Raw genomic sequence first — 23,593 nt, 5'->3', positions numbered from 1 at the left:
AAAGCTACCTCGCCGGCCTTCACCTCCGCGGCGCAATGATCTGGATCAAGGACCTCACCCGAACCCATTGATCACGACCGAATACGCGGCCTAGTACTGCAACGGTGCTTACCGTGACGGTTGTCGGGTTCGCTCGTTGAGCTGTTCATGGGTGGGGACATATCCGAGGTCGATGCTCGTCGCTGGTCGGATGGGCTGGTCGGGTTGCACGAGCGGTTTGGGCACCGGTTCGCGCGGAGCGAGTCGCGGGAGTCGGCGTTGGCCTACATGCGGGGCCTGCTGGCGCCGCTGGAGCGCAAGAACGGGTGGACGGTGGCCGAGGAGGCCGGTCACAGCGGTCCGGACCGGATCCAGCGACTGCTGAACCGGATCGACTGGGACGCGGACGAGGTGCTCGACGACGTGCGCGCCTACGTCGTCGAGCACCTGTCGGATCCCGGTGGCGTGCTGATCGTGGACGACACCGGCTTCCTGAAGAAGGGCGTGCGGTCGGCCGGTGTCCAGCGGCAATACTCGGGCACCGCGGGCCGTACCGAGAACTGCCAGGTCGGGGTCTTCCTCGCCTACTCGAGCGGGCTGGGCCGGACGTTGATCGACCGGGCGCTCTACCTGCCGAAGTCCTGGACGGACGACCGCGAACGCTGTCGGGCGGCGGGGATCGGTGACGAGGTCGAGTTCGCCACCAAGGTCGAGCTCGCGAGGGCGATGGTCCGCCGTGCGATCGACGACAGGATCCCGTTCCGGTGGGTGACCGCGGATGCCGGCTACGGCTACAGCAAGGGCTGGCGCTACGAGTTGGAGCAGGCCGACGTCTTCCACGTCGTCGCCACCACCCGCCACGACACCGTGGTCACCTGGCGGGCCATGGACCATCGGCTGCACGACCTGGTCGCAGACCTGCCCCGACAGAAGTGGAAGCGCCGATCCTGCGGCGACGGCGCCCACGGCCTGCGGATCTACGACTGGGCCCGCATCGAGGTCCGGCCCTGGCACCGCCCCGACCGCAGGCACTGGGTCCTGGCCCGCCGCAGCATCGCCGACCCCGCAAAGATCGCCTACTACATCGCCTACGCACCTGCCGATGCCACACTCAATGACCTGATCGCCGTCGCAGGCGCCCGCTGGGCGATCGAGGAGTGCTTCCAGAGCGCGAAGGGCCAGTGCGGCCTGGACGACTACCAGGTCCGCCGCCACCAGGGCTGGTACCGGCACATCACCCTCGCCATGGCCGCCCACGCCTACCTCACTGTCATGCGGGCCCAGCAGCTCGAAAGGGGGCCGGACCTACTCGAACGCCAGACCTGATACCCCTCACCGTCCCCGAGATCCGCCGGCTGATCACGCATCTCACCCGGCCTGTCCGCCGCAGCATCGACCACGTCCTGCACTGGTCCCGATGGCGCCGCCGACGCCAACACCAGGCCCGGACCAGCCACTACAAGAGACGAGGCCACAGCCCAAGAGCTGAAGCCTCGTCACGCTAAGCACCGTTGCAGTACTAGGGGCCGGGCCACCGTCGCGGCGGGTGGACCACCGGTGAGGCCCAGGCCGGGGGCTCCGGCACGGCGGGCGAACGGGGGCCGGGCGAACGGGGGACGGGCGAGCGGGGCGCGGGTGAGTGAGGGGCGGGCGAGTGAGGGGCGGCCGCGTCGTGCGGTGGTACGACCCGGGTCGGCGGGCCGGTCGACCGCCACTGGCCGGTCGGTGCGGGCCCGGCGGCCACCGCACCGGCCGCGCGGAGTTCGGCGACGAACCGCAGACAGCTGGTGTACCGCTCCTCGGGGGCCTTGGCGAGCGCCCGGGCCAGTACGGCGTCGACGGCGGTGGGCAGGTCGGGGCGGTGTTCGCGCAGGGTGGGCGGCGGGTCGTTGAGGTGGGCCCAGAGCAGGGCGACATCGCTCTCCCGGCGGAACGGCGGCGCCCCGGCCAGCATCTCGAACACCACGCAGCCCAGGCTGTACTGGTCGCACCGGCCGTCCAGCGGCCGTCCGGTGATCTGTTCGGGCGCCGCGTAGTCCAGGGTGCCGACGATCTGGCCGACGCCGGTCAGCCCGCTGAGCGAGAGCGACTTCTTGGTGAGGCCGAAGTCGGCCAGGTAGAGGTGTACGGGGTGTTCGCTGTCCGTGCCGGCGGCGACCAGCACGTTGCCGGGCTTGACGTCCCGGTGGACCAGGTCGTGGTCGTGCGCGGCGTCCAGGGCGGAGGCGATCTGCAGGGCCAGCCGGGCCGCTCGCCTGACCGTGAACGGCTCGCTCCGGTCGATCAGGGCCCGCAGGTCGCCGCCCTCGACGTAGCGCATCGCGATGAACAGGATGCCGTCGGTCTCGCCCGCCTCGAACACCGGGATGATGTGCGGGTGGTCGATCGCGGCGGCGGCCTCGGACTCGTGGATGAACCGCTGCCGGAACACCTCGTTGCGGGCCAGTTCGGGTGCCAGCAGCTTCACCGCGACCGTCCGGCCGAGCCGCAGGTCCTTCGCCCGGTAGACGACCGCCATGCCGCCCCGCCCGATCTCCGACTCCAGCCGGTAGCCCGCCACCCGCCGGCCGACCATGCCCGACGGCAGGTCCAGCGCCGCGTCGTCGCCGTCGGGCTGTTCCGGCGGGAGGTCCTCGTCGCGGGGCCGCTCCGGCGGGGTCACGGTTCACCGGTCCGGGTGCGCTGGTACGAGCCGGGCACCGGCCCGGCGGGCCGGTCGGTGGCGGCGTACGTCTGGAGCTGGAGCCCGTCGCAGTAGCACCAGCGGTCGCGCGCCGGGTCGAACAGCCAGAGCTCCTCGCCGTCGATGACCAGCCCGATCCGCAGGCCCCGGGCGCGCTCCCGGAAGACCTCCAGGTCCGCGTCCCCGGCGGCGAGCTCCTCCAGCAGGCCCCGGTAGCGGGCCAGCGCGCCCTCGGCCTCGGCGAGCGCCGGGCGCGGGTCGGCGGTCCGGGCGGGCGGCCCGGTGGCGGCGGGCGGTGTGTTCGGGAGACTGACCAGCAGCCGGCCGTCCACCCAGGCGGACCAGCCGTTGGAGCACAGCACGTGCGCCCAGTAGCCCTGGCGGCCGACCAGCCGCACCGGCAGCAGCGGATCCAGCCGGACCGACGGCTGTGCCGGGTCCGGGGCCGCCCAGGTGGCCATCCCGTCCGGCGGGGCGACGTGGGTGGGGCGGAACGCGAACTCGTCCATGGGTGGCGGTTTCCTCGGCTCCTGGCTCGGCGGTTCCCCCGGCTGCCCTCGCGGGCTCCGGGGCGGTCTACCCGCGCATGATCGCGGGCTCCTGCCGGCGCAACAGGGCGAGCACGGCCACGCCCAGGACCACCGAGAGCGCGACCAGCATGCCCATGGAGAGCAGCCAGCCGGCGCCGTCGTGGCGGAACATCGGGTCGGCGGTGATGGCGGTCGGCAGGATCGTGTGCAGGTCGATGGTCCTGGCCATCGCGGCCAGGCCCCAGCGGGAGGGCACCAGCCAGGCGAACTGTTCCAGGCCTGGCACCCCGTGCAGCTTCAGCATGGCGCCACTGAACACGATCTGCACCACCGAGAGGAGCACCAGCAGCGGCATGGTGGCCTCCTCCTTGCGGACGGCGGCCGAGACCAGCAGGCCGAGCATCATGGCGCAGAAGGAGAGCATCGCGACGGCCAGGATCAGCTCGGGCAGCGGCGGCATCAGCACCCCGTCCGGTACGGCCGTGGTGAGCGTGACCCCGGCCAGGCCGACGACGGTCAGGACGGCCGCCTGGACGACGGTGACGGTGCCGAGCACCACCACCTTGGAGACCAGGTACGCGGATCTGGACAGCCCGACCACCCGTTCCCGCTGGTAGATCGGCCGCTCCTTGACCAGCTCGCGCACCGCGTTGGCCGAGCCGGTGAGCAGGCCGCCGATGCAGAGCGTGAGCAGGCAGTTGAGGGCGTTGTCCGAGGTCAGCCGGGTACCCGCCATGGCCCGGCACATCACGCCGATGAGGAACGGCAGCGCGGTCATCACGGTCAGGAAGAGCCGGTCGGCGGCGAGCACGGCGGTGTAGCGGCGGACGAGCGTGCCGAGCTGGGAGAACCAGCCCTGCGGCTGCTCCGGACCGGCCGCCGCCCCCTCCGCCGGGGTCCGGGGCCCGGGGTGGACGGCGGGCAGCGCCTCGGCGGTCACGTACCGCTCGTACTGCGGGGATTCGCGGAAGCGGCGCTGCCAGGCCTCGTGGTCCTCGCTCTCGAACGCCTCGAACGCCTCGGGCCACTCGGTGAAGCCGAAGAACGGCAGCGCCTCGCCGGGCGGGCCGTAGTACGCGGTGCGGCCGCCGGGGGCGAGCACCAGCAGCCGGTCGCAGACGTCCAGGCTGAGCACGCTGTGGGTGACCACGACCACCGTGCGGCCGTCGTCGGCGAGGCCGCGCAGCATCTGCATCACCGAACGCTCCATGCCCGGGTCGAGGCCGGAGGTGGGTTCGTCGAGAAAGAGCAGCGACGGTCTGGTCAGCAGCTCCAGGGCGACGCTGACGCGTTTGCGCTGGCCGCCGGAGAGCCGCGAGACGACCAGGTCGGCCCGGCGGTCCAGACCGAGTTCGTGGATCACCTCGTCGACCCTGGCCTCCCGCTCGCGCTTGTCGGTGTCGCCGGGGAAGCGCAGTTCGGCCGCGTAGGAGAGGGCACGGCGGACGGTGAGCTGGGTGTGCAGGATGTCGTCCTGGGGCACCAGGCCGATCCGGCGGCGCAGTTCCGCGTAGTCCCGGTACAGGTCGCGCCCGTCGTAGAGGACGGTGCCCTCGTCGGCCGGGCGCAGCCCGGTCAGGGCGTTGAGCAGGGTGGACTTGCCCGCGCCGCTGGGGCCGGCCACCGCGAGCAGCGCCTTCTCGGCGAGCGGGAAGCTCACGTCGTCCAGCAGCACCCGCCGTTCGGCGCCGACCCGGACGACCAGGCCCTGGATGTTGAGCGAGATCTCGCCGGTGTCGGTGTACTCGACGAGTTCGTCGCCGGCCAGGCAGAGCACCGAGTGCCCGACACCGATGATGTCGGCCGGGCCGACGGGGGAGCGCTCGACCGCCCGGCCGTTGACGTAGGTGCCGTTGTGGCTGGTCAGGTCGACGATCTCGTGACCGCCGTCGGGCCGGGCGCGCAGCTCCGCGTGGTGGCGGGAGACCACCAGGTCGTCCAGGACGAGGTCGTTGTCGTCCGCCCGGCCGATCTGCACCGTCCGGTCGGGCAGCCGCAGTACGGCGCTCGGCCGCCGGAAGACACCGGACGCCGCCGGGGCGACCAGGGACGGCCGGTCGCCCGGCTTCGGCGCGGGCAGGCCCGTGAGAGTGGCGGACGGGCCGTCCGCCTGGCTGCCGAACCGCAGCCGGGTGCCCGGGCCGACGTCCTCCTGCCGGACCCGGCGGCCGTCGGCGAAGGTGCCGTTGGTGCTGCCGACGTCCTCCAGCAGCCAGTGCCCGTCGGCCGCCCGCAGCACGGCGTGGTGCCAGGAGACCCGGGGGTCGTCGAGGACGATCTCGCTGGTCGGGTCGCGGCCGACGTGGTACGCCCGGCCGGGGTCGATCAGCTGCGAGTCCCTGTCGGTGACGAGAACCATCGGCGGCGCGGTGGGCACGCCTGCGCCCTCTCCCATAGCTCGGATTCTATCGCCGCCGGGCCGCCGGGGCCGGTCCGGTTCCCCGCCGGCGCCAATGAATTGGACTGGACCACTGGATCAGTGACCGGCCACTGCCCTATCGTTCGGGGTGCCGCCCCGCCGTATCGGAGTGCGGCCCTGCCGTTCGGGGTGACGTGCACGACTCCCCGCGAACCCTCCGGGATGGAACATGAGCGTCTGGCCCCAGTTGCGCGATTCCCGGACCGTCAGGGCCGGCCGGGCCCCGGGAACGGTACTGCGCTGCGGGCTGATGGACACCATGCTGGCCGACCTCTCGGTCTCGGTGGTCCTCTTCTTCGAGCAGACCCTGGACGAGGACCGGCTCGCCGCCGGGCTGGCGCGGGCCCTCGACCGGGTGCCGGTGTTCGCCGGCCGGCTCCGCACGGACGGGGAGGAGCTGACCGCCGTCTGCGACGACTCCGGTGTGCCGATGGACAGTTACCAGGTGGACGGCACGCTCGCGGAGGCGATGGGCCGGGTCACCTCGGTCGGCGCGCAGCTCGTCGACCCGGTGGACGCCCCGGCCGCGCGGGCGGGCGGTCTGCCGCTGCTCACCGTCCGGATCACCCGGCCCTCGGGCGGCGGCACGGTGCTGGGCTGCTCCTGGCACCACGCGATCGGGGACCTGCAGAGCTTCATGCTGCTGCTGCGCGCCTGGTCCGCCGCGGTGGAGGGGGAGGAGCTGCCGGAGGCCCAACTGGTCGAGGACCAGGACGCGTTGCTGGAGAAGGTGCTGCCCGCCGAGGACTGTGGCCGGCCCGGCTTCCGGCTGCCCGGGCCGGAGGAGGCCGCCCAGCTGGCCCGCGAGGTGGCGAGCGGGCCGCGGGCCAACCGGACCGTCCAGCTGTACTTCGGTGACGCCGAAATCGCCCGGATGCGCGAGGACTTCACCGCGAAGGCCGGGCGCCGGCTCTCCTCGGGCGACGTCCTCTGTGCCCATGTCACCAGCGTCCTGCGGGAGTTGGACGACGACCGGGAACAGCGCTGGCTGACCGTGCCGGTCGACGCGCGCCGCTGGCTGGGCCTGCCACCCGCCCTGGTGGGCAACCTGCTCAGCGAGGTCCACCTGCCGCAGACCCCGCAGGACGGGCCCGCGGCGCTCGCGGGCGCACTCCGGGCGGCGCTGGACGACTTCGCCACCGGGCACCTCAACCTGCGCGCCAACCTCGGCTTCCTGGAGGCGATCGGCCGGGCCCGGCTGCGCGACTGCATGCCGCTCGGCTTCGACCCGCAGCGGCGGCGCTTCAGCTTCTCCAACTGGAGCCGCTTCGGCGCGTACGAGCTGCGGTTCCAGGGCCAGCGGCCGGTGTTCTTCAGCCCGGCCGCCAACTACCCGCTGCCGTGGGTCTCCTGGACGGTCGAGGGCTTCCACGGCACCGGTTTCCTCACCACGGTGGTGCTGCCGGCGCGGCTCGCCGCCCGGCTGCGCGGCGCCGAGGGGCGGGCGGCGCTGCACCGCTTCCGCGACCCGGCGGACGTGCTGCCGCCGCTGGCCGCCACCGTTCCCAAGGTGCTCTGAGGGCACGGTACCTGGCAGACGGGAGGGGGGCGGCCGGCCGGCCGCCCCCCTCCCGTCCGTGCCCCGGGATCAGGCCGGGAACGCCTCCTCGATCGCCGTCCACAGCCGGACCCGGGCCCGCAGCGCGGTGCGCACGGTCTCGGCGCAGGCCTCCCACTTGGCGGTGTCGTCGCCGCAGAGGTCGATCAGCATCTGCATCGCCATCGGGGTGTGCTGCTCGCCGTCCACCTCGATGTGCCGGGCCAGGTAGTCCTTGAAGACGGTCAGCCCGCCGTCCGGGTCCTCGATCTTGATGACCTGCGCGAACATGTCCGGGATGAGGTCCTCGCGGCCGAAGGCGAAGGCCGCCGCGCGGCAGTGCACCGGCGCGTTCTCGATGATCTCCCAGGTGGTCGCGGTGAAGTCGACGGCGGCCTGCGGCACCCCGGCGGTCTTCAGCGCCTCGGGCACCGCGGTGCCCGAGCGGAGCAGCTCCAGGAAGGCCTCGACCGGCTTCGGGTCGGCGCCGGCCTGCCGCATGCCCTCGACGTACAGCTCGAAGTGGCTGGTGAAGCCCTCGCCGAGTTCGTCGCTCTCCTCCACCAGCACGATGTCGTTGATCAGCCGACGGCTCGCGGTCGGCCCGTTCGGAACCCACGGCACGTCGACGCAGGTCAGCTCGCGCTGCAGGCTCTTCAGCAGCGACATGAAGTCCCAGACGGCGAAGACGTGCCGGTCCAGGAAGGTGCGGACGCGCTCGACGCTGTTCAGCCCGCCGTAGACGGTGTGCCCGACGACCTCGCGGCGCAGCGGGTCGATGGCCTGCTGGAGGCCGGTCAGGCCGGGGTGCGAACGGTCCCAGTGGTAGCGGTTGGTGGACATGGAGACTCCTTGGGGCGGGGTGGTGGTAAGGGCCGTGCCGGGGTGGCTACTTCATGACGGCGTACAGGGCGTGGCGCAGCTGCTCCCGGCCCGGCTGGAGGGCGCGGTCGAGTGCGGGGGCGAAGGGCAGGACGGTTCCGTCGGGGCGGGTGATCCGCCGGGGCGGGGCGATCAGGCGCATCTCCTCGGCGGCGGTGGCCAGTACCTCGGCGCCGATGCCGCAGCTCCGGTTGGAGTCGTCGACGACCACCAGCCGGCCGGTGCGTTCCAGGGAGGCGGCGAGCGCCGGCCAGTCGAAGGGGTGGAGGGTGCGCGGGTCGAGGACCTCGACGGAGATGTCGTCGGCGACCTCCTGCGCGACCGCCAGCGCGTCGTGCACCAGGTGGCCGACGGCGACCACGGTGACGTCCGTCCCGGTGCGGTGCACCCGGGCCGAGCCGAGCGGGACGGGGGCCAGCTCCCAGGTGACGTTCTCCCGGACGGGCAGCGCCGCGGCGGGCGCGAACACCACGACCGGGTCCGGGTCCTGGACGGCCGAGCGCAGCAGGCCGTAGGCGTCGGTGGGGGTGGCGGGCACCACGGTCTTCACCCCGGCGTGCGCGAACAGGCTGTACGGGTGGTCGGAGTGCTGGCCGGCCCAGCCGTCCCGGGAGCCGGAACCGGGCACCAGGCAGGTCAGCGGGACGCTCGCCTGGCCGCCGCTCATCAGCGAGAACTTGTGGGCCTGGTTGACGAGCTGCTCGAAGACCAGAAAGAGCAGCGAGGGGATCTGGAACTCCAGCACCGGCCGCCGCCCGGCGAGTGCCGCGCCGACCGCCATGGCGGTGAAGGCCTGTTCGGACAGCGGGGTGTCCACCACCCGGTCCGGCCCGAAGCGGTCCAGCAGGCCGAGCGTCGGCCCGGCCAGCCCGGCGCCGATGTCCTCGCCGAACAGGCAGACCGAGGGATCGGCGGCCAGTTCGTCGGCGAGCGCCCGGTTGAGCGCCTTGGTGTAGGAGAGCCGGCTCATGCCACCGCCCCCGCCCGCGGCCTGGTCCCGTCGGCGTACAGGTGGTCCAACGCGCCCGCGGGGTCGGGATGTTCGGAGGCGAGGGCGAACCGCTCGGCCTCGGCCAGCTCGGCCGCCACCTCGGCGTCCAGTGCTTCGCCGCGGGCCGCGCCGATGGCCTCGGCCGCCCGGAGCAGCGGGTCGCGGGCCCGCCAGCCGGACACCTCCTCCGGGGTGCGGTAGCGCAGCTTCATCCGGCGCTCCATGGTGTGGTGGCCCTCGAATCGGTAGGTGCGGCACTCCAGGAAGGCGGGGCCGCCGCCGGCCCGGGCCCGCCCGACGGCCTCCTCGGCGGCCGACCGGACGGCCTCGGTGTCCATGCCGTCGACCTCGGCGGCCGGGATGCCGAAGGCGGCGGCCCGGCCGAGGGCGCTGCCCGCCACCGCGGTGGCGGCGGGCAGCGTGGTGGCGTAGCCGTTGTTCTCGCAGACGAAGACGACCGGCAGCCGCCACATCGCGGCCAGGTTGAGCGACTCCAGCAGGACGCCCTGGTTGAGCGCGCCGTCCCCGAAGAACGCGACCGCGACCCGGTCCTCGCCGGCCTGCCGGGCGGCCCAGGCGGCGCCGACGGCGATCGGCGCGCCCGCGCCGACGATGCCGTTGGCGCCCAGGATGCCCAGTGAGAGGTCGGCGGCGTGCATCGAGCCGCCCCGGCCCTGGTTCAACCCGTCGACCCGGCCCGCGAGTTCGGCGAGCAGCCGGCGCGGGTCGGCACCCCGGGCGAGGACGTGACCGTGACCGCGGTGGGTGCTGGTGAGCCGGTCGCCGTCGCCCAGCGCGGAGCAGACGCCGACCGCGACCGCCTCCTGCCCGATGTACGGGTGGATGCCGCCGGTGATCACCCCGGACCTGACCAGGGTGAGCGCCAGTTCCTCGAAGCCGCGGATCAGCCGCAGCATCCGGTACCGCCGCTCCGGCGTGTCGAGCGGTGTCGTCACCCGGTCTCTCCCCGCCAGACGGTGGGGCAGATGTCCGGGTCGGCGTAGTCGGGCCGGCCGTCGGCGGTGCGCCGGACCACCACGTCGTGGTTGTAGACCACCGGGCTGCCGTCCGCCTTCTCGTGCCGGCGGTACTCGTTGGCGCCGTCCTGGAGGTGCAGCGAGACCGCCCGGCGCGGCGCGGTGGAGAGGTTGGCGCCGCTGCCGTGGTAGGTGCGGCAGTGGTGGAAGCTGACGTGCCCGCGCGGGATCACCATCGGGACCTTGCGCACCTGCTGCCCGTTGTGGGCGGCGTTGGCGGCCAGGATGTCCTCCAGCTCGGCGCGGGAGCGCTGGGCGAAGTGGCGGGTGGAGTCCTCGCCGGAGTCCAGCTCGCGCCAGCGGTGGCTGCCGTCGACCATGGTGATGGTGCCGTTCTCCTCCCCGCAGTCGTGGAACGGGAGGAAGGCGGTCAGCATCCGGTCGGAGGTCGAGGTCTGCCAGTAGTGCCTGTCGAAGTGCCAGGGCACCTGGTTGCTGGGCTCCCCGGGCACCGGCGGCTTGTAGATCAGGGTGGCCTGGAAGACCCGGATCTCCTCGGCCTCGGCGAGCAGCGCGGCGACGGCGCCGAGCAGCGGCTTGCGCAGGACCGAGCCGATGGCGTCGCTCTCGTAGTGCACGTAGTCGTTGTGCCGCTGGATCGGCCCGTGGGCGGGCTCCCAGGAGGCGAGGTTGGGCGGGCGGACCGCCAGGGTGCGGTCGCGGTGGCCCTCGTAGTACTTCTCGGTGGCGGCCTGGAGGGTGTCCAGCTCCTCGTCGCTGAACAGCCGGCGGGAGAGGTACCAGCCGTGTTCGAGGTAGCCGGCCACCTCCTCGGGGGTGGGCAGCAAGGTGCGTTCGGCGTCGGTGAGCCGGAACTCGGTTGCGGTGGTCATGGGGTGGGCCTCCTCGGGGAGAGGGCGAGGGTGGGTTTCGGCGGGGCGGGGTGGTCCGGTCAGGCGGCGGCGGTGGACTTCTGCCGCTCGACGGCCTCGTACAGGGCCTTGATGTTGGCGGTGCCGAAGGTGCCCGCGCCCTGGCGCTCGATCAGCTCCAGGAAGTGCGTCCGCCGCGGGTGCGTCGAGCGGACGAAGATCTGGAACAGCTGTCCGCCGTGGTCCTGGTCCACCAGGACGTCGAGCTCGCGCAGGGTCTCGATCGGGATGGCGGTCGAGCCGAGGCGCTCGGCCAGGGCGTCGTAGTAGGCGCCCGGGGTGGTGAGGAACTCCACGCCGCGGCCGCGGGCGGTCCGGACGGCGGTGGCGATGTCGGCGGTGCGGAAGGCCAGGTGCTGGACGCCGGCGCCCTCGTTGGCGTCCAGGAACTCGTCGATCTGGCCGGGCCGGCGGGTGGTGTCGGGTTCGAGCAGGGTGAAGGTGACGTCGCCGGAGGCGCTCTGCACCACGCTGGAGTCCATGGCCTGCTCGCCGACCTCGATGTACTCGCCGAAGATCCGGTGCAGGCCCAGCGCGGCCTCGCAGAACTGTACGGTGGGGCCGAGTTCGCCGGCCGGGACGCAGATCGCGACATGGTCGAGCGCGTCCAGCAGGTCCTTCGGGCCGCCCTCGCCGGCGGCCCCGGCGGGGGTCGCGGTGGTGCCGGTCGTGGCGGTGAACCGCAGGGCCACGTCGCCGAAGCCGGCGACCAGCCCGCCGGCCCGGTCGAGCACCCGGGCGCCGTGCCGCTCCGCCCGCTCCAGCGCGGCCTGCGGGTCGGTGCAGCCGAGCGCGAGCACGGCGACGCCGTCCCCGTGCCGGGCCGCGAACCGGGCCACCGGGTGGTCGGGGTCGGCGGCCGAGGCGAGGGACAGCCGGATGCCGCCCTGGCGCAGCCACACGACCCGCAGCCCGGGTTCCGGCTGTCCGGTGGGTTCGTCGGGCCCGGACGCCCCGGGCGTGGAGGTTTCGGGCGTGAACTCCTCGGCCGTGAAACCGAAGTCGGCGCAGAGGCCGGCGGCGGTCTTGTCGGCGTCCGCGCAGTGGTACTCGACATGGGTGATGGTCTGGATGGACAACGGTTCTCCCCGGACGTACGGAAAAGACGGTGGGCGGAGCGCTACTTGGTGGCCCGGGTGGACGCCGGGCCGAAGATCAGGCTGAGGTTGTGGCCGCCGAAGGCGAAGGCGTTGCTCAGCGCGGGGCGCGGCGGTGCGGACCGGGCCGCGCCCCGGACGTGGTCGAGGTCGCAGGCGGGGTCGGGGTCGGTGAGGTTCACCGTGGGCGGCAGCGTCCCCCGGGCCACCGCCAGCGCGGTGACCACGGCCTCCAGGGCTCCGGCGGCACCCAGCAGATGGCCGGTCGCGCCCTTGGTGGAGCTGACGGCGGGCCCGTCCCCGCCGAAGACGGAGCGCAGCGCGGCCGCCTCGGCGACGTCGCCCAGTTTGGTGCCGGTGCCGTGCGCGTTGACGTAGCCGATGTCGGCGGGGGACAGGCCCGCGTTGGCGAGTGCGGAGCGCATCGCGTCGGCGGCGCCCGCGCCGTCCGGGCGCGGCATGGTCGGGTGGTGGGCGTCGGTGGAGGCGCCCCAGCCGGTCAGGTCGGCGTAGCCGGCCGCCCCGCGCGCGTCCGCGTGCTCGGCGCGTTCCAGGACCAGCACGGCGCTGCCCTCGCCGAGCACGAAGCCGTTGCGGCGGGCGTCGAACGGCCGGCTCGCCTGCTCCGGGTCGTCCCAACCACTCGACAGCGCACGGGCGTTGGTGAAAGCGGCGGCGATGGTCGGGTGCAGTGAGGACTCGCTGCCGCCGCACACCACCACGTCCGCGTCCCCGGCCCGGATCAGCCGAAGCCCCTCGGCGACGGCCTGGGCGCCGGCCGCGCAGGCCGTCACGATCGCCGAACTGTAGCCCCGGATACCGTGCTTGATGGCGATCCGGGCGGTGGCCATGTTGGAGAGCATGCCGGGCAGCAGGTACGGGCTGACGCCGGGCCGGCCGCGTTCCAGCCGCCGGTGCGACTGCTGCTCGAAGGTCTCCAGCCCGCCGCCGCCGGTGGCGAGGACGACGGCGGTGCGGTGCGGGTCGGCGTCCCGGCCGACCACCAGGCCGGCGTCGGCGAGCGCGTCGTCGGCGGCGGCGAGGGCGAGCAGCACGAAGCGGTCCACGCAGCGGGTCTCGGTCGGTGGCAGCACCTCGCGGCCGTCCACGGCGGGGGCGAGCCCGGCGGTGGTCAGCCAGCCGTGCGCGGCGTGGCCCTCGGGCAGGGCCCGGATGCCGGAGCGGCCGGCGGTCAGCGCGTCGAACACCTCGGCGGGCTTGCGGCCCAGCGGGGTGACCAGGCCGATGCCGGTGATGACGGCGGCGGGGCGCCCGCCGGCCGGGCTCATCGGGCGCCCGCCGAGTCCAGGTAGCGCTGCCGGAGCAGCACCTTGCGGACCTTGCCGGTCGGGCCGAGCGGGATGTCGTCGCCCGCCACGACCAGGACCTGCCGGACGGTCGCGGCGGTGGCCTCGTCGAGGGCGGCGGTGACCTCCTTCGTCCGGTCGGTCCGCGGGTCGGCGTCGGCCGCCAGGATCAGCAGCACGTCGGTGACGACCCGGTCGCCGTCCCGGACGGCGACCACCGTGCAGTCCGCCACGTCCGGGCAGCGGGCCAGTACCCGCTCCTCCGACATCGCGGTGAACAGCCGCTTGCCGCCGCCGAGTTCGATCGAGTCCACGGCGCGGTCGACGTGGTAGTAGTAGCCCTCCTCGTCCCGGTACATCAGGTCGCCGGTGAGGAAGCGGCCGCGGAGCCGGGTGCGGAAGGTGGTGGCCGAGTCGTTCCAGTAGCCGAGCGCCAGGGTGGGGGAGGTGGTGGCCAGTTCGCCGACCTCGCCGGGGCCGAGCGGCTCGCCGTCCGGGCCGACCACCTCGCAGTCCACGAAGGCGTGCGGGCGGCCGACGCACCGGCCGTAGCGCTCGGTGCCGGGGCCGTGGGTGATGAAGAAGTGGGAGTGGCCCATCTCGGTGGAGCCGAGGCCGTCCACGAACAGCGATCCGGGGGCGCGCACCCGGCCCTGGCGGGTGACGGTCTCCCGGCTGCCCGCGGCGATCAGCCGGCGGATGTGCACCTCGTGCGCGCAGTCGCCGGTGTTCCACCAGAGCGCGACGGAGTCCAGGTGCCGCTCGCTGAGGTCGTGGTGGGCGAGCTCGGCCCAGGTGGCGGCGAAGCCGATCACCCCGGTCGGCCGGCGGCGCTCGATCGCGTCCAGCACTCCGGTGCCGGACTGCTTCGACAGCAGGGCGAGTTCGGTGTGCGAGCTGAGCGCCAGGTTGACCGCGATCAGGGTGGCGGCGTGCGGCGCGGGCAGCGCGCTGAGCATCCGCTCCTGGCCCTGCGGGCGGGGCATCCGCAGCCGGTGGCGGATCGCCGCGTACAGGCTCGCGTGCGAGTGCACCACGGCCTTGGGCATGCCGGTGGTGCCGGACGAGTGGGTGATCGCCACCGGGTCGCCGGACCAGTGGCGGTAGGGCGCCGGGGCGGCGTCCGGGTCGCCTGCGCCGAGCGTGCCGATCTCGGGAAGCACGGGGGTGCCGGTGTCGTGGCCGGCGAGGGCGGCGAGGTGCGGGCCGTCGGCGAGGACGCCGGCCGCGCCGAGCCGGCCGATGTAGCGGGCGGCCCGCTCGCCGTCCACGTTGGGGTTGAGCAGCGCGGGGATGGCACCGAGCCGGGTGAGGGCGAGGAAGGCCAGGACGTGGTCGGCGGCGTCGGTCGCGTACACCACCACCGGGTCGCGGCGGGTGATGCCGAGGGAGTGCAGGGCCGCGGCCCGGGCCCGGACGGCGCGGTCGAGTTCCCGCAGGGTGAAGGGGTGCCAGGCGGCGTGGCCGTCCACCGGGGTGTCGAAGGCCAGCAGCGGCTCGTCCAGGCCGAGGCCGAGCGCCATGCGGCTGGTCAGTACGTTGCCGGCGCCGACGTCGGGGTCGTCCGCCAGAAGGGTGCGGATACTGCGGATGCTCACGGTGGTGGATCCTCCGATGGTGCTGGGTGTGCTGCGGCGGCGCGCGGCGGGTGGGGCCGTCCGCCCGATGGCGGTGGGTGGGCGCGGTGGGGCGCGCTCCGTGCGGGGTGCTCGAAGGGCGCGGAGGTGTCCGGCCGGGGCGGCCGGGGGGGGGGGTCAGCCGGCGGCGACCAGCAGGGCCACGGCCCGGTCGGGGCGGCCGTCGTCGTCCGCCTGCTCGGCGGCGATGACGAGGACCTGGTCGGCGTCGCCGTCCGCGAGCAGCAGCGCCGCCAGGTCGAGCGCGTCCTGCGGGACGTGCCCGGGTACGGCCTCGGCGGGGCTGATCGCCACGACGGGGCCGGTCAGGCCCCAGCGGGCGGCGATGTGCCCGAGTACGGCGTTGGGGTTGGACTGGAAGAACAGCAGGGGCGGCACCCGCTGCCCGGAGGCGGCGGCGGTGTCGATGGCCCGCGCGGTGGCCCGGTCGCCGCCGCTGCTGGCGAGCAGCAGGGCGGTGCGGCCGGGGGCCGGTGCGTCGGCGCCGTGGTGGGCACGGAGACAGCGCTCGGCGGCCTCGGCCACCAGCGGGCTGAACGAGGAGGCGGAGAAGCCGGGCAGCGGGGGGAGTCCGCCGGGCAGCTCCGGGTCGGGCCAGCGGCCCTCGGCGAGGATGCGGGGTCCGTTCATCCGGCGGCCACCAGAAGTGCGGTGTTGGCGCCGCCGAAGGCGGAGTTGAGGCTGAGCGCGTAGCGGGGGCGAGCGGCGCGCGGGCCGTCCAGGACCAGGTCGAGGCCGACGTCCGGGTCCGGGCCGAGCCAGCCGGCGTTCACCGGCAGCAGGCCGTCGCGCAACGCCGCTATGGTGACGGCGAGTTCGAGCAGTGCGGAGGCCTCCAGGGCGTGGCCGTGGACGGACTTGCTGGAGCTCGTCGGCAGCCGGTCGGCATGCGCCCCGAAGACCCGCCGCAGCGCGCGCGCCTCGGCCAGGTCGGCGAGCGGCGAGCCGGTGCCGTTGGCGTTGACGTAGCCGACCTCCGTCGGGTCGGCGCCCGCCCGGGCGAGTGCCGCCTCGACGGCCCGCGCCGCCCCGTCGCCGTTCGGTTCGGGGCGGCAGACGTGGTGGGCGTCGCCGGCCCGGCCCCAGCCGGCCAGCCGGGCGAGCACGGGCGCGCCGCGCCGCTCGGCGGCGGGCCCGGCCTCGACGACCACGGCGGCGGCCGCGTCGCCGAGCAGGGTGCCGGTCCGTCCGGCGCTGAACGGGCGCAGCTCGCCGTCGCGGGCCAGCGCCCGGCCGGCGTCGAAGGCTCCGAAGACGCCCGGCTCCACCAGGTGCCCGGCCGCCACCAGGACCCGGGTGTGCCGGCCGGCGGCGACCAGTGCGGCGGCGTCGGCCACCGCCGTCCCGGCCGCGACGCAGGCGCCGGTGTAGACCCGGGTGACGCCCCGGACCCCGAGGGCCGCTCCGGCCCCCGCGGTGACGGCCGCGGTGACCTCCCTGGTCCGCAGATCGCTGTGCAGGGCCAGCAGGACGGGCATCTTTGCGCCGTCCGCGGCGGTCAGGCCGGCCTGCCGGCAGGCCTGGGCCGTGACGTCGAGCACGGCGTCGGCGAGCGCCACCGGTTCGGCGAGCAGCGCGGCCCGGGTGGTCCGGCGCCGGGACACGTCGAACCGGGTGACCGGGCCGAACGCGGCCTTGCCGTGGGCGGTCGCCTCGGCGAGCGCGTCGAGCCCGCGGCCGACGGCGCTGAGCACGCCGAGCCCGGTGACCACGGGCCGGACGGCGGGCGGGGCGTGGCCGGTCATGGCTGCGCGGCTCCGGCGGGCGCGGCGGCGAGGACGGCCTCGCGCAGCAGCTCGGTGGCGGCGTCGACCGTGCGGACGGCCTCGAACCGCTCGTCGTCGAGATCCAGCTCGATGCCGTAGCTCTGCTCGAACTCGGCTATCAGCCACGTCAGTTCGAGCGATCCGAGCTCTTCGGGAACGGTGTCGGCGGTGCGCTGCCCGAACGCCGCCAGCATGCCGAGGACCTCGGCCCGGCCGGGGAGTGCGGTGCCGGTCACGCCGGGCTGCCCGCGGTGGCGGTGGCGGTGGCGGTGGCGGCGGCGGTGGTGGCGTTGATCCGCGCGGCGATGTCGGCGGTGAACTGGTCGAGCGTCATCAGCGCGGTGGACTCCATCTCGTCGAGGTCGAACTTGACCCCGAACTCGTCCTCGACCTGCACCGACAGGTCGGCCAGGGCGAGCGACTCGAGGTCGAGTCCGGCCGGGCCGAGGTCGGTGTCGCCGGTCACCTCGGAGACGTCGTACTGCATTTCGGTCAGTGCGGCGAGGACGAACTCGCGGATGCGGTCCTGCATGGTGTGCTCCTTGTGCTCGCGCGCGTGCGGCGCGCGCGGTGTCGGGGAAGGTCGGGTACGGGCCGGGTCTCAGGTCGGGACCGCGGCCGTGGCCGCGTCGCGCAGGGCGGCGGGGTCGCGCAGCAGTTTCCCGGTGGCGGTACGGGGGAGGAGGGGCAGGAAGGCGAGGCGGCGCGGCCGCTTGTAGGCGGCGAGCCGCCCGGCGAGTCCGTCCTGGACGAGGGCGGGGTCGGCGCCCTCCTCGACGGCGAGGTAGGCCTCCACGGCCCCCGCGTCGAAGACCACGACGGCCTCGCGGACCCCGGGCAGGGCGGCGAGCGTCTGCTCGACCTCGGTGAGGTCCACCTTCAGGCCGCCGATCGAGACCTGGGAGTCCCGGCGGCCGAGGACGGTGACCCGCCCGGTGGCCCGGTCCAGCACGGCGGCGTCCCGGGTGTGCAGCCAGCCGTCCGACCAGCGGGTCGGATCGTCCAGCCCCGGATACGGCGAGGCGGCCGTCCGGATCTGCAACTCTCCTTCCACCATCCGTAGTTCCATCCCGGCGACCGGCTCCTTCGCCGGGTGCAGACCGGCCGTCAGATCGGTCGCGATGACGCCGAGTTCGGTCATCCCGTACATGGTGCCCAGCGGCACGCCGTAGCGGGCGGTGAAGAGGTCCGGCAGTCCCGGGCGGACGAGTTCGCCCGCCACGATCATCCGGCGCAGCTGCGGCAGCGGCGGGGGTGCGGCCGTGCCGGACAGCAGTTCGGCGTGGAAGGGTACGCCGATCACCGTGGTGGGCCGGTCGTCGGCGGCGACGGTGGCGAGGATGCCCGCGGCCGTCATCCGTTCCGGCACGGTCAGCGGGGCGCGGGCGTGCAGGCTGTTGAGCAGCCCGCCGACCAGTCCGAGAACGTGCACTACCGAGGAGAGCAGCACCACCCGCTCGCCCTCGCCGGGAAAGTCCACCAGCTGCTGGTAGCAGCCGAGTTCGCGGATCAGATCACTGGCGGTGCGGGCGATCACCTTGGCCGGGCCGGTGGACCCGGAGCTGAGCTGGACCAGGGCGTGCCCGGTCCCGGCGGGCCGGCCGTTCGACAGTCGGACGGCCACCGGCTCGACCTCGGAGAAGCCGCGCAGCGACCCCGAGGGCCGGTGTGCCGACCCTACCAGCACCTGTGGGGCCAGCCGTTCGACCGCCAGGTCGATCTCATGGGCCGTCAGGCGGTGGTCCAGCAGGATCACTTGGGCGCGCAGCCGCCAACTGGCCAGCAGCACGGTGACGAAGGCGGTGGAGGGCGGCAGCCGCAGGGCCACCGTCCCGCCGGGGCCCAGGCCGGCGGCGGAGAGCCGCTCGGCCTGTCCCTCGACCAGGGCGCGCAGGGCGTCGCGGTCGAGGGGTGTGCCGAAACGAAGGCACTCCTCGCCCCCGGGGCCGGCCAGCAGGAACCGTTCCGCCCAGTGTTCCGGGGCGTCGGTGTGCGGGGGCGAGAAGGGCGGAGGTGAAGAGAGGGAAATGCCGGTCAACGCCACTCCACGCAGTGAGGAGATTTGACATGGACGCCGTTCAAACCAATACGGCCAATTCCGTTGCCAGACGATTGCACAGACGATTGGTCAAATCAAGGTCTATACCAATGTGGTCTGGACCTCCTACGCTCCCGTTCCGGGACAGGTCCGAGCGCGGCCGTCCGGGAACGAGGATGCCCGTGGGACCACTCACGCTGGCCGGGATCGAGCGCGCTGCGCGCGCCGAACTTCCCCCAGAAATTTGGGACTTCATCGAAGGTGGAAGCGGTGCGGAACGCACCATGGCGGCGAACCCGGAAATGTTCGGCCGCTACGCACTGCGGCCCCGTACGCTCGTCGACGTCTCGGTCTGCTCGCTCGCGCAGACCCTGCTCGGAAGCCTGCTCGAACTGCCGGTCGGAATTGCCCCGATGGCCTACCACCGACTGGTCGATCCGGAGGGGGAGACCGCCACCGCCCGCGCGGCCGGCCGGGCCGGGGCGCTGCTCGTCGCCGGGATCTTCGCCAGCCGCACCCTGGAGGAGATCGCCGCCGCGGCCACCGGCCCGCTCTGGCTCCAGCTGTACTGGCTGCGCCGCCGCGACGCCCTCGCCGCGCTGATCGAACGCGCCGAGGCGGCCGGCTTCGGTGCCCTGATGCTCACCGTGGACGCCCCCCGGATCGGCCGTCGGCTGCGCGACCTGCGCAACGGCTTCGCCGTCCCGCCGCAGATCCGCGCGGTCAACCTGGACCCGGCCCTGATGGCCGCCAGCCACCGTGCCGACGCCGGCTCCTCGGGCATCGCCGACCACGCCCGGGAGCAGTTCGACCCCACTCTGACCTGGGACGATCTGGCCTGGATACGTGAGCGCAGCCGACTGCCGCTGGTCCTCAAGGGCATCCTGACCGCCGAGGACGCCAGGCTCGCCGCCGAGCACGGCGTCGACGCGGTCGTGGTCTCCAACCACGGCGGCCGCCAGCTGGACGGCGCCCTGCCCGGCCTCGCCGCCCTCCCCGAGGTCGTGGAGGCCCTTCCGCCGGACTTCCCGGTCCTGCTCGACGGTGGTGTGCGCAGCGGCACCGACATCGCCGTCGCGCTCGCCCTCGGAGCCCGCGCCGTCCTGGTCGGCCGCCCGGTCCTGTGGGGGCTCGCCACTGGGGGAGAGGCCGGGGTGGCCCGTGTCCTCACCCTGCTGAGGGACGAACTGGAGCACACCATGGCCCTGTTGGGGCGCCCCCGGCTCGCGGAGCTGAACCGGACCGCCCTCGCCCCCTGGCCCGTGTCGTAGGGCCCGGCCCGTCAGGACCTGCCCGGCCTGCGCCCAGCAGCCCGGCCCGCACCCCGAACCGGCCCCGGCCCCGCGCCGGGGCCGCGCCCGTCCGCCCCGCCGGACCAGGGCCCCGCACCCGCACAGAAAGACCGACGCCATGAAGAAGCAGGACGCCTTCCCCGGCTGGGACTGGGACGACCCCGACGGCCTCGCCGCCCGCCTCGACGGCTTCAGCGCCGGGGTCGCCACCTGTCAGAAGCTCGAACCGGCCCCCACCGGCCTTCCGCGCGATCACGAGGGATTCCGCGAACTCGGACTCACCGGAATCGAGTTCGCCGCCTTCCGGACCGCCCACCCGGCCGGCCTCGGGACCGACCTCACCGCCCTGCGGGCCCCCGGCACCACGACCGAACCCGGCACCCTCTACCGCGTCGACGGAGACCGCTGGTTCACCCAGCTCGACATCGCCGAACCGCTGCCCTTCGCCGACGCCAGCGTGGACTGGGTCTACGCCGAGCACCTGATCGAGCACGTCACCATGCCGGTCGCGGTCGGCTGGCTGCGCGAGGCCCGACGGGTGCTCCGCCCCGGCGGCGTCCTGCGGATCACCACCCCCGACCTGGCCCGCTACCTGGCCGGCTACACCACCGACGACGGCTTCCTCGCCAAGCACCGCCGACGGCTCACCACCATGGGCTTCGGCCCGCCGATGCCGCAGCGCCCGGCCTTCCTGGTCAACCAGATCTTCCGCTACTACGGCCACCAGTGGATCTACGACCTGGACGAACTGCGGCACGTGCTCACCCTGGCCGGCTTCGAGCCCGGGCAGATCCGGCACTGCGCCTACCGGGAGGGTGTCCGCGCCGACGTCGCCGACCTCGACACCGCGTTCCGCACGGACGAGACCGTCTACGTCGAGGCCGACCGCTGAGAGCCGGGCCCCCGCTCGTCCGGCGGGCTCCGAACCCCTGCCCGGGCGGCCGTCCGCAGGTTGCCCGACAGGCCACGACCCGCTGCCCGTAAGGCCGTTCGACGTTCGTCGGCGGACACCGGCCACTGCCCGCCGGGCCGTCCCCCGGATGCCCGCCGGGCGGTGACCCGCCGCCCGCGAGGTCGTTCGCCGATCGTCCGCCGGGGCCCGACCTCCCGCCCTTCAGGCCGACCGCCGGGGCCCGGTGCGCAAGCCCGGCCCCGGCGCAGGCCGTTCGACCCCCCAGCCCGATGGGATGACCACATGCCACTGCACCCCCAGGCCGAGGCGCTGCGAGACCGCCGCGCGAGCGCCGGCACGCCCCCGCTCTACACCCTCACCCCGGCCGAGGCCCGCGCCGCCGACCTCGCCGACATCCGGGCCGCCGCCGGCACCCCCGAACCGGTCGCCGCCGTCGAGGAGCACCGCGTCCCCGGCCCCGACGGCGGCCGGCTCGCCCTCCGGCTCTACCGCCCCGAGCCCACCGGCCGCAGGCTGCCCGCCCTCCTCTATCTCTTCGGCGGCGGCTGGACCCTGGGCTCGCCCGACACCAGCGACGCGATCTGCCGCCGCCTCACCAACGCCGTCGGCTGCGTCACCGCCTCGGTCGGCTACCGCCTCGCCCCCGAACACCCCTTCCCGGCCGCCGTCCACGACTGCCGTGCCGCCGCCCGCTGGCTCGCCGACCACGCCGCCGACCTCGGCATCGACCCCGAACGCCTCGCCGTCGGCGGCGACAGCGCGGGCGGCAACCTCGCCGCCGCCCTCACCCTGCTCGCCCGCGACGAGGGCGGCCCGGCCCTCCGCCACCAACTGCTCGTCTACCCGAACACCGACCACCGCGCCGACACCGCCTCGCTGCGCGAGCACGACGACCCGCTGCTCTTCAACCGCCGCTCGGTCGCCTGGTACTGGGGCCACTACCTCGCCGACGCCGCCGACGGCGACCACCCGCACGCCTCCCCGCTGCGCGCCCCGAGCCTGGCCGGCCTGCCGCCCGCCACCGTGATCACCGCCGAGTACGACCCGCTGCGCGACGAGGGCGAGCAGTACGCCGAGGCCCTGCGCGCGGCCGGCGTCCCGGTCGAGGCCCGCCGGTACGAGGGCGTGCCGCACGGATTCTTCGCCATGACCGGCGTCCTGGACGCCGCCGGCGAGGCCCAGCGGTACGCCGCCGAGCGGCTGCGCGGGGCCCTGCGGTGAACGCCGCGCCGCCGCTGGCACTCGGCGAGCTCCACGCCTCCCTCTCGGACCCGCTGCTGGACGCGATGACCTTCCTCAACGAGGTCACCACCCGCTACCCCGGGGCGGTCTCCTTCGCCCCCGGCCGCCCCTACGAGGGCTTCTTCGAACCCGAGGACGTCCACACCTATCTGGACACCTACCTCGCCCACCTGGCCGACCGCGGCCTCGACCGGGACGCCGTCCGCACCGCCCTGTTCCAGTACGGGCCCACCAAGGGCATCGTCGCCGACCTGGTCGCCCGCACCCTGGCCAACGACGAGGGCCTCACGGTGGCCCCCGAGGCCCTGGTGCTCACCGTCGGCGCGCAGGAGGGCATGCTGCTGACCCTGCGCGCGCTCTGCGCCACCCCGGACGACGTGCTGCTGGTCAGCTCGCCCTGCTACGTCGGCGTCACCGGCGCCGCCCGGCTGCTGGACCTCACCACCGTCCCGGTGCCCGAGGGCCCGGACGGCGGGCCCGACCCGCAGGCCGTCCGGGCCGCCGCGGCCGCCGTCCGGGCCGGGGGGCGGCGGCCCCGCGCGCTCTACGTCGTCCCCGACTTCGCCAACCCCTCGGGCACCAGCATGCCCGTCCCGGCCCGGGCCCGGCTGCTGGACGCGGCCGCCGACGAGGGGCTGCTGGTGATCGAGGACAACCCGTACGGCTTCTTCGCCCGTGACCCCGGCGAGCGGCCCACCCTGAAGGCGCTCGACCACCGCCGCCAGGTGGTCTATCTCGGCTCCTTCGCCAAGACCTGCTTCCCCGGCGCCCGGCTCGGCTATGTGGTCGCCGACCAGGAGGTGGCCGGGCCCGGCGGGCGCCGCTCGCTGCTCGCCGACGAACTCGCCAAGCTGAAGAGCATGACGACCGTCAACACCCCGGCGCTGAGCCAGGCCGTCATCGGCGGCATGCTGCTGCACCACGACTGCCGGCTGCGCGCCGCCAACGCCCGCGCGACGGCCTACTACGCGGCCAACATGACGGCGCTGCTGGGGGAGTTGGAACGGCGGTTCCCCGAACCGGAGCGCCGGCGCCTGGGGTTGGCGTGGAACCGTCCGGAGGGCGGCTTCTTCGCGGTGCTGACCGTGCCGTTCACCGCCGACGACGCGGCCATGGAGCGGTGCGCCCGCGACCACGGGGTGCTCTGGACGCCGATGGCGCCGTTCTACCCGGGGGGCGGGGGCGAGCGGCGGCTCAGGCTCTCCATCAGCTCGCTGACGACGGAGCAGATCGCGGACGGCGTCGAGAGCCTGGCGCGCTTCGTCCGCGCCCAGGTGTGACCGCCGGGAGCACCTGACGGCCGGGAGCGCCTGACCGGGCGTTTCGCCCTGGAACGCGCCGGGCGACATCGGTCACCGCCTGGCGCGTTCG

The 23,593-nt window shown here is 74.4% G+C and carries 21 protein-coding genes; 6 read left to right on the top strand and 15 right to left on the bottom strand.

Going from position 1 to position 23,593, the window contains the following annotated elements; translation table 11 throughout:
* Nucleotides 1-147 precede the first annotated feature (147 nt).
* On the top strand, nt 148-1,305 hold the full coding sequence (locus tag ACIQIB_RS36095) for an IS701 family transposase (RefSeq protein ID WP_400763242.1): 1,158 nt from the start codon (nt 148-150) through the stop codon (nt 1,303-1,305).
* 193 nt (nt 1,306-1,498) lie between these two features.
* Here ACIQIB_RS36095 and ACIQIB_RS36090 read toward each other — a convergent pair whose 3' ends face one another.
* From ACIQIB_RS36090 to ACIQIB_RS36080, 3 genes are all read right to left on the bottom strand, one after another.
* Entirely contained in the window at nt 1,499-2,554 is a 1,056-nt protein-coding gene (locus ACIQIB_RS36090) for a protein kinase (RefSeq protein ID WP_400763245.1), read from the bottom strand.
* A gap of 83 nt (nt 2,555-2,637) precedes the next feature.
* A complete protein-coding gene (locus ACIQIB_RS36085) occupies nt 2,638-3,171 on the bottom strand; it encodes a hypothetical protein (RefSeq protein ID WP_363610207.1) in 534 nt (177 codons plus the stop codon).
* A 67-nt stretch (nt 3,172-3,238) separates the two neighbouring features.
* A complete protein-coding gene (locus ACIQIB_RS36080) occupies nt 3,239-5,587 on the bottom strand; it encodes an FHA domain-containing protein (RefSeq protein ID WP_400654843.1) in 2,349 nt (782 codons plus the stop codon).
* 193 nt (nt 5,588-5,780) lie between these two features.
* Between ACIQIB_RS36080 and ACIQIB_RS36075 the strand changes: the two genes are divergently transcribed.
* Nucleotides 5,781-7,130, top strand: a complete 1,350-nt coding sequence (locus ACIQIB_RS36075) for an acyltransferase (protein ID WP_400763239.1) — start codon at nt 5,781-5,783, stop codon at nt 7,128-7,130.
* Nucleotides 7,131-7,199: 69 nt separating this feature from the next.
* On the opposite strand, the gene ACIQIB_RS36070 is transcribed toward ACIQIB_RS36075, so the two are convergent.
* The 12 genes from ACIQIB_RS36070 to ACIQIB_RS36015 form a co-directional block, all read right to left on the bottom strand.
* Nucleotides 7,200-7,991, bottom strand: coding sequence for a DUF3050 domain-containing protein (locus ACIQIB_RS36070; RefSeq protein ID WP_363610201.1), 792 nt, complete (start codon nt 7,989-7,991; stop codon nt 7,200-7,202).
* A gap of 46 nt (nt 7,992-8,037) precedes the next feature.
* Nucleotides 8,038-9,000: a transketolase C-terminal domain-containing protein gene (locus ACIQIB_RS36065; protein WP_363610199.1), complete on the bottom strand. Its 963-nt coding sequence runs from the start codon at nt 8,998-9,000 to the stop codon at nt 8,038-8,040.
* Nucleotides 8,997-9,977 carry a thiamine pyrophosphate-dependent dehydrogenase E1 component subunit alpha gene (locus tag ACIQIB_RS36060; RefSeq protein ID WP_400763236.1) on the bottom strand — a complete coding sequence of 327 codons (981 nt, stop codon included), beginning with the start codon at nt 9,975-9,977 and terminating at the stop codon, nt 8,997-8,999. Before ACIQIB_RS36060 ends, ACIQIB_RS36065 begins: the two co-directional genes overlap by 4 nt.
* On the bottom strand, nt 9,974-10,891 hold the full coding sequence (locus ACIQIB_RS36055; protein ID WP_400763233.1) for a phytanoyl-CoA dioxygenase family protein: 918 nt from the start codon (nt 10,889-10,891) through the stop codon (nt 9,974-9,976). The genes ACIQIB_RS36060 and ACIQIB_RS36055 overlap by 4 nt, the downstream gene beginning before the upstream one ends.
* A gap of 59 nt (nt 10,892-10,950) precedes the next feature.
* Nucleotides 10,951-12,009 carry a 4-hydroxyphenylpyruvate dioxygenase gene (hppD, locus tag ACIQIB_RS36050; RefSeq protein WP_400763230.1) on the bottom strand — a complete coding sequence of 353 codons (1,059 nt, stop codon included), beginning with the start codon at nt 12,007-12,009 and terminating at the stop codon, nt 10,951-10,953.
* Between the two features lie 41 nt (nt 12,010-12,050).
* Nucleotides 12,051-13,316, bottom strand: coding sequence for a beta-ketoacyl-[acyl-carrier-protein] synthase family protein (locus tag ACIQIB_RS36045; RefSeq protein ID WP_400763227.1), 1,266 nt, complete (start codon nt 13,314-13,316; stop codon nt 12,051-12,053).
* On the bottom strand, nt 13,313-14,932 hold the full coding sequence (locus tag ACIQIB_RS36040; RefSeq protein WP_400654857.1) for a class I adenylate-forming enzyme family protein: 1,620 nt from the start codon (nt 14,930-14,932) through the stop codon (nt 13,313-13,315). The genes ACIQIB_RS36045 and ACIQIB_RS36040 overlap by 4 nt, the downstream gene beginning before the upstream one ends.
* 156 nt (nt 14,933-15,088) lie before the next feature.
* Nucleotides 15,089-15,601 carry a beta-ketoacyl synthase N-terminal-like domain-containing protein gene (locus ACIQIB_RS36035; RefSeq protein ID WP_363610187.1) on the bottom strand — a complete coding sequence of 171 codons (513 nt, stop codon included), beginning with the start codon at nt 15,599-15,601 and terminating at the stop codon, nt 15,089-15,091.
* Nucleotides 15,598-16,716, bottom strand: coding sequence for a beta-ketoacyl synthase N-terminal-like domain-containing protein (locus tag ACIQIB_RS36030; RefSeq protein ID WP_400763224.1), 1,119 nt, complete (start codon nt 16,714-16,716; stop codon nt 15,598-15,600). The genes ACIQIB_RS36035 and ACIQIB_RS36030 overlap by 4 nt, the downstream gene beginning before the upstream one ends.
* On the bottom strand, nt 16,713-16,973 hold the full coding sequence (locus ACIQIB_RS36025; protein WP_400763221.1) for an acyl carrier protein: 261 nt from the start codon (nt 16,971-16,973) through the stop codon (nt 16,713-16,715). Before ACIQIB_RS36025 ends, ACIQIB_RS36030 begins: the two co-directional genes overlap by 4 nt.
* Nucleotides 16,970-17,269 carry an acyl carrier protein gene (locus ACIQIB_RS36020; RefSeq protein ID WP_400763219.1) on the bottom strand — a complete coding sequence of 100 codons (300 nt, stop codon included), beginning with the start codon at nt 17,267-17,269 and terminating at the stop codon, nt 16,970-16,972. The genes ACIQIB_RS36025 and ACIQIB_RS36020 overlap by 4 nt, the downstream gene beginning before the upstream one ends.
* A 69-nt stretch (nt 17,270-17,338) precedes the next feature.
* Nucleotides 17,339-18,781 (bottom strand): class I adenylate-forming enzyme family protein, encoded by a 1,443-nt coding sequence (locus ACIQIB_RS36015; protein WP_400763216.1) that lies wholly within the window; start codon nt 18,779-18,781, stop codon nt 17,339-17,341.
* Nucleotides 18,782-18,951: 170 nt separating this feature from the next.
* On the opposite strand from ACIQIB_RS36015, the gene ACIQIB_RS36010 reads away from it, so the two are divergent.
* The 4 genes from ACIQIB_RS36010 (at nt 18,952) to ACIQIB_RS35995 (ending at nt 23,502) form a co-directional block, all read left to right on the top strand.
* Entirely contained in the window at nt 18,952-20,046 is a 1,095-nt protein-coding gene (locus ACIQIB_RS36010; RefSeq protein WP_400763214.1) for an alpha-hydroxy acid oxidase, read from the top strand.
* A 139-nt stretch (nt 20,047-20,185) separates the two neighbouring features.
* Nucleotides 20,186-20,959 (top strand): methyltransferase domain-containing protein, encoded by a 774-nt coding sequence (locus tag ACIQIB_RS36005; protein WP_363610175.1) that lies wholly within the window; start codon nt 20,186-20,188, stop codon nt 20,957-20,959.
* A 303-nt stretch (nt 20,960-21,262) separates the two neighbouring features.
* Nucleotides 21,263-22,201 carry an alpha/beta hydrolase gene (locus ACIQIB_RS36000; RefSeq protein ID WP_363610173.1) on the top strand — a complete coding sequence of 313 codons (939 nt, stop codon included), beginning with the start codon at nt 21,263-21,265 and terminating at the stop codon, nt 22,199-22,201.
* The gene (locus ACIQIB_RS35995; RefSeq protein WP_400763210.1) at nt 22,198-23,502 is read left to right on the top strand and encodes a PLP-dependent aminotransferase family protein; all 1,305 of its coding nucleotides are present in this window, start codon (nt 22,198-22,200) and stop codon (nt 23,500-23,502) included. Before ACIQIB_RS36000 ends, ACIQIB_RS35995 begins: the two co-directional genes overlap by 4 nt.
* Nucleotides 23,503-23,593 lie beyond the last annotated feature (91 nt).

The organism is Kitasatospora sp. NPDC092286, from assembly GCF_044755565.1.
In the GTDB taxonomy this organism is placed as follows: domain Bacteria; phylum Actinomycetota; class Actinomycetes; order Streptomycetales; family Streptomycetaceae; genus Kitasatospora.
Note: the sequence above shows the minus strand (reverse complement) of the source record. Positions and strands in the feature narration are given on the sequence as shown.

Excerpts from the sequence above, each read along its gene's own strand:
- ACIQIB_RS36045 (WP_400763227.1), bottom strand. The coding sequence starts at position 13,316 with ATGAGCCCGGCCGGCGGGCGCCCCGCCGCCGTCATCACCGGCATCGGC.
- ACIQIB_RS36020 (WP_400763219.1), bottom strand. The coding sequence starts at position 17,269 with ATGCAGGACCGCATCCGCGAGTTCGTCCTCGCCGCACTGACCGAAATG.
- ACIQIB_RS36070 (WP_363610201.1), bottom strand. The coding sequence starts at position 7,991 with ATGTCCACCAACCGCTACCACTGGGACCGTTCGCACCCCGGCCTGACC.
- ACIQIB_RS36030 (WP_400763224.1), bottom strand. The coding sequence starts at position 16,716 with ATGACCGGCCACGCCCCGCCCGCCGTCCGGCCCGTGGTCACCGGGCTC.
- ACIQIB_RS36095 (WP_400763242.1), top strand. The coding sequence starts at position 148 with ATGGGTGGGGACATATCCGAGGTCGATGCTCGTCGCTGGTCGGATGGG.
- ACIQIB_RS36035 (WP_363610187.1), bottom strand. The coding sequence starts at position 15,601 with ATGAACGGACCCCGCATCCTCGCCGAGGGCCGCTGGCCCGACCCGGAG.
- ACIQIB_RS36075 (WP_400763239.1), top strand. The coding sequence starts at position 5,781 with ATGAGCGTCTGGCCCCAGTTGCGCGATTCCCGGACCGTCAGGGCCGGC.
- ACIQIB_RS36080 (WP_400654843.1), bottom strand. The coding sequence starts at position 5,587 with ATGGGAGAGGGCGCAGGCGTGCCCACCGCGCCGCCGATGGTTCTCGTC.
- ACIQIB_RS36055 (WP_400763233.1), bottom strand. The coding sequence starts at position 10,891 with ATGACCACCGCAACCGAGTTCCGGCTCACCGACGCCGAACGCACCTTG.
- ACIQIB_RS36085 (WP_363610207.1), bottom strand. The coding sequence starts at position 3,171 with ATGGACGAGTTCGCGTTCCGCCCCACCCACGTCGCCCCGCCGGACGGG.
- ACIQIB_RS36005 (WP_363610175.1), top strand. The coding sequence starts at position 20,186 with ATGAAGAAGCAGGACGCCTTCCCCGGCTGGGACTGGGACGACCCCGAC.
- ACIQIB_RS36000 (WP_363610173.1), top strand. The coding sequence starts at position 21,263 with ATGCCACTGCACCCCCAGGCCGAGGCGCTGCGAGACCGCCGCGCGAGC.
- ACIQIB_RS36065 (WP_363610199.1), bottom strand. The coding sequence starts at position 9,000 with ATGAGCCGGCTCTCCTACACCAAGGCGCTCAACCGGGCGCTCGCCGAC.
- ACIQIB_RS36010 (WP_400763214.1), top strand. The coding sequence starts at position 18,952 with ATGCCCGTGGGACCACTCACGCTGGCCGGGATCGAGCGCGCTGCGCGC.
- ACIQIB_RS36090 (WP_400763245.1), bottom strand. The coding sequence starts at position 2,554 with ATGGTCGGCCGGCGGGTGGCGGGCTACCGGCTGGAGTCGGAGATCGGG.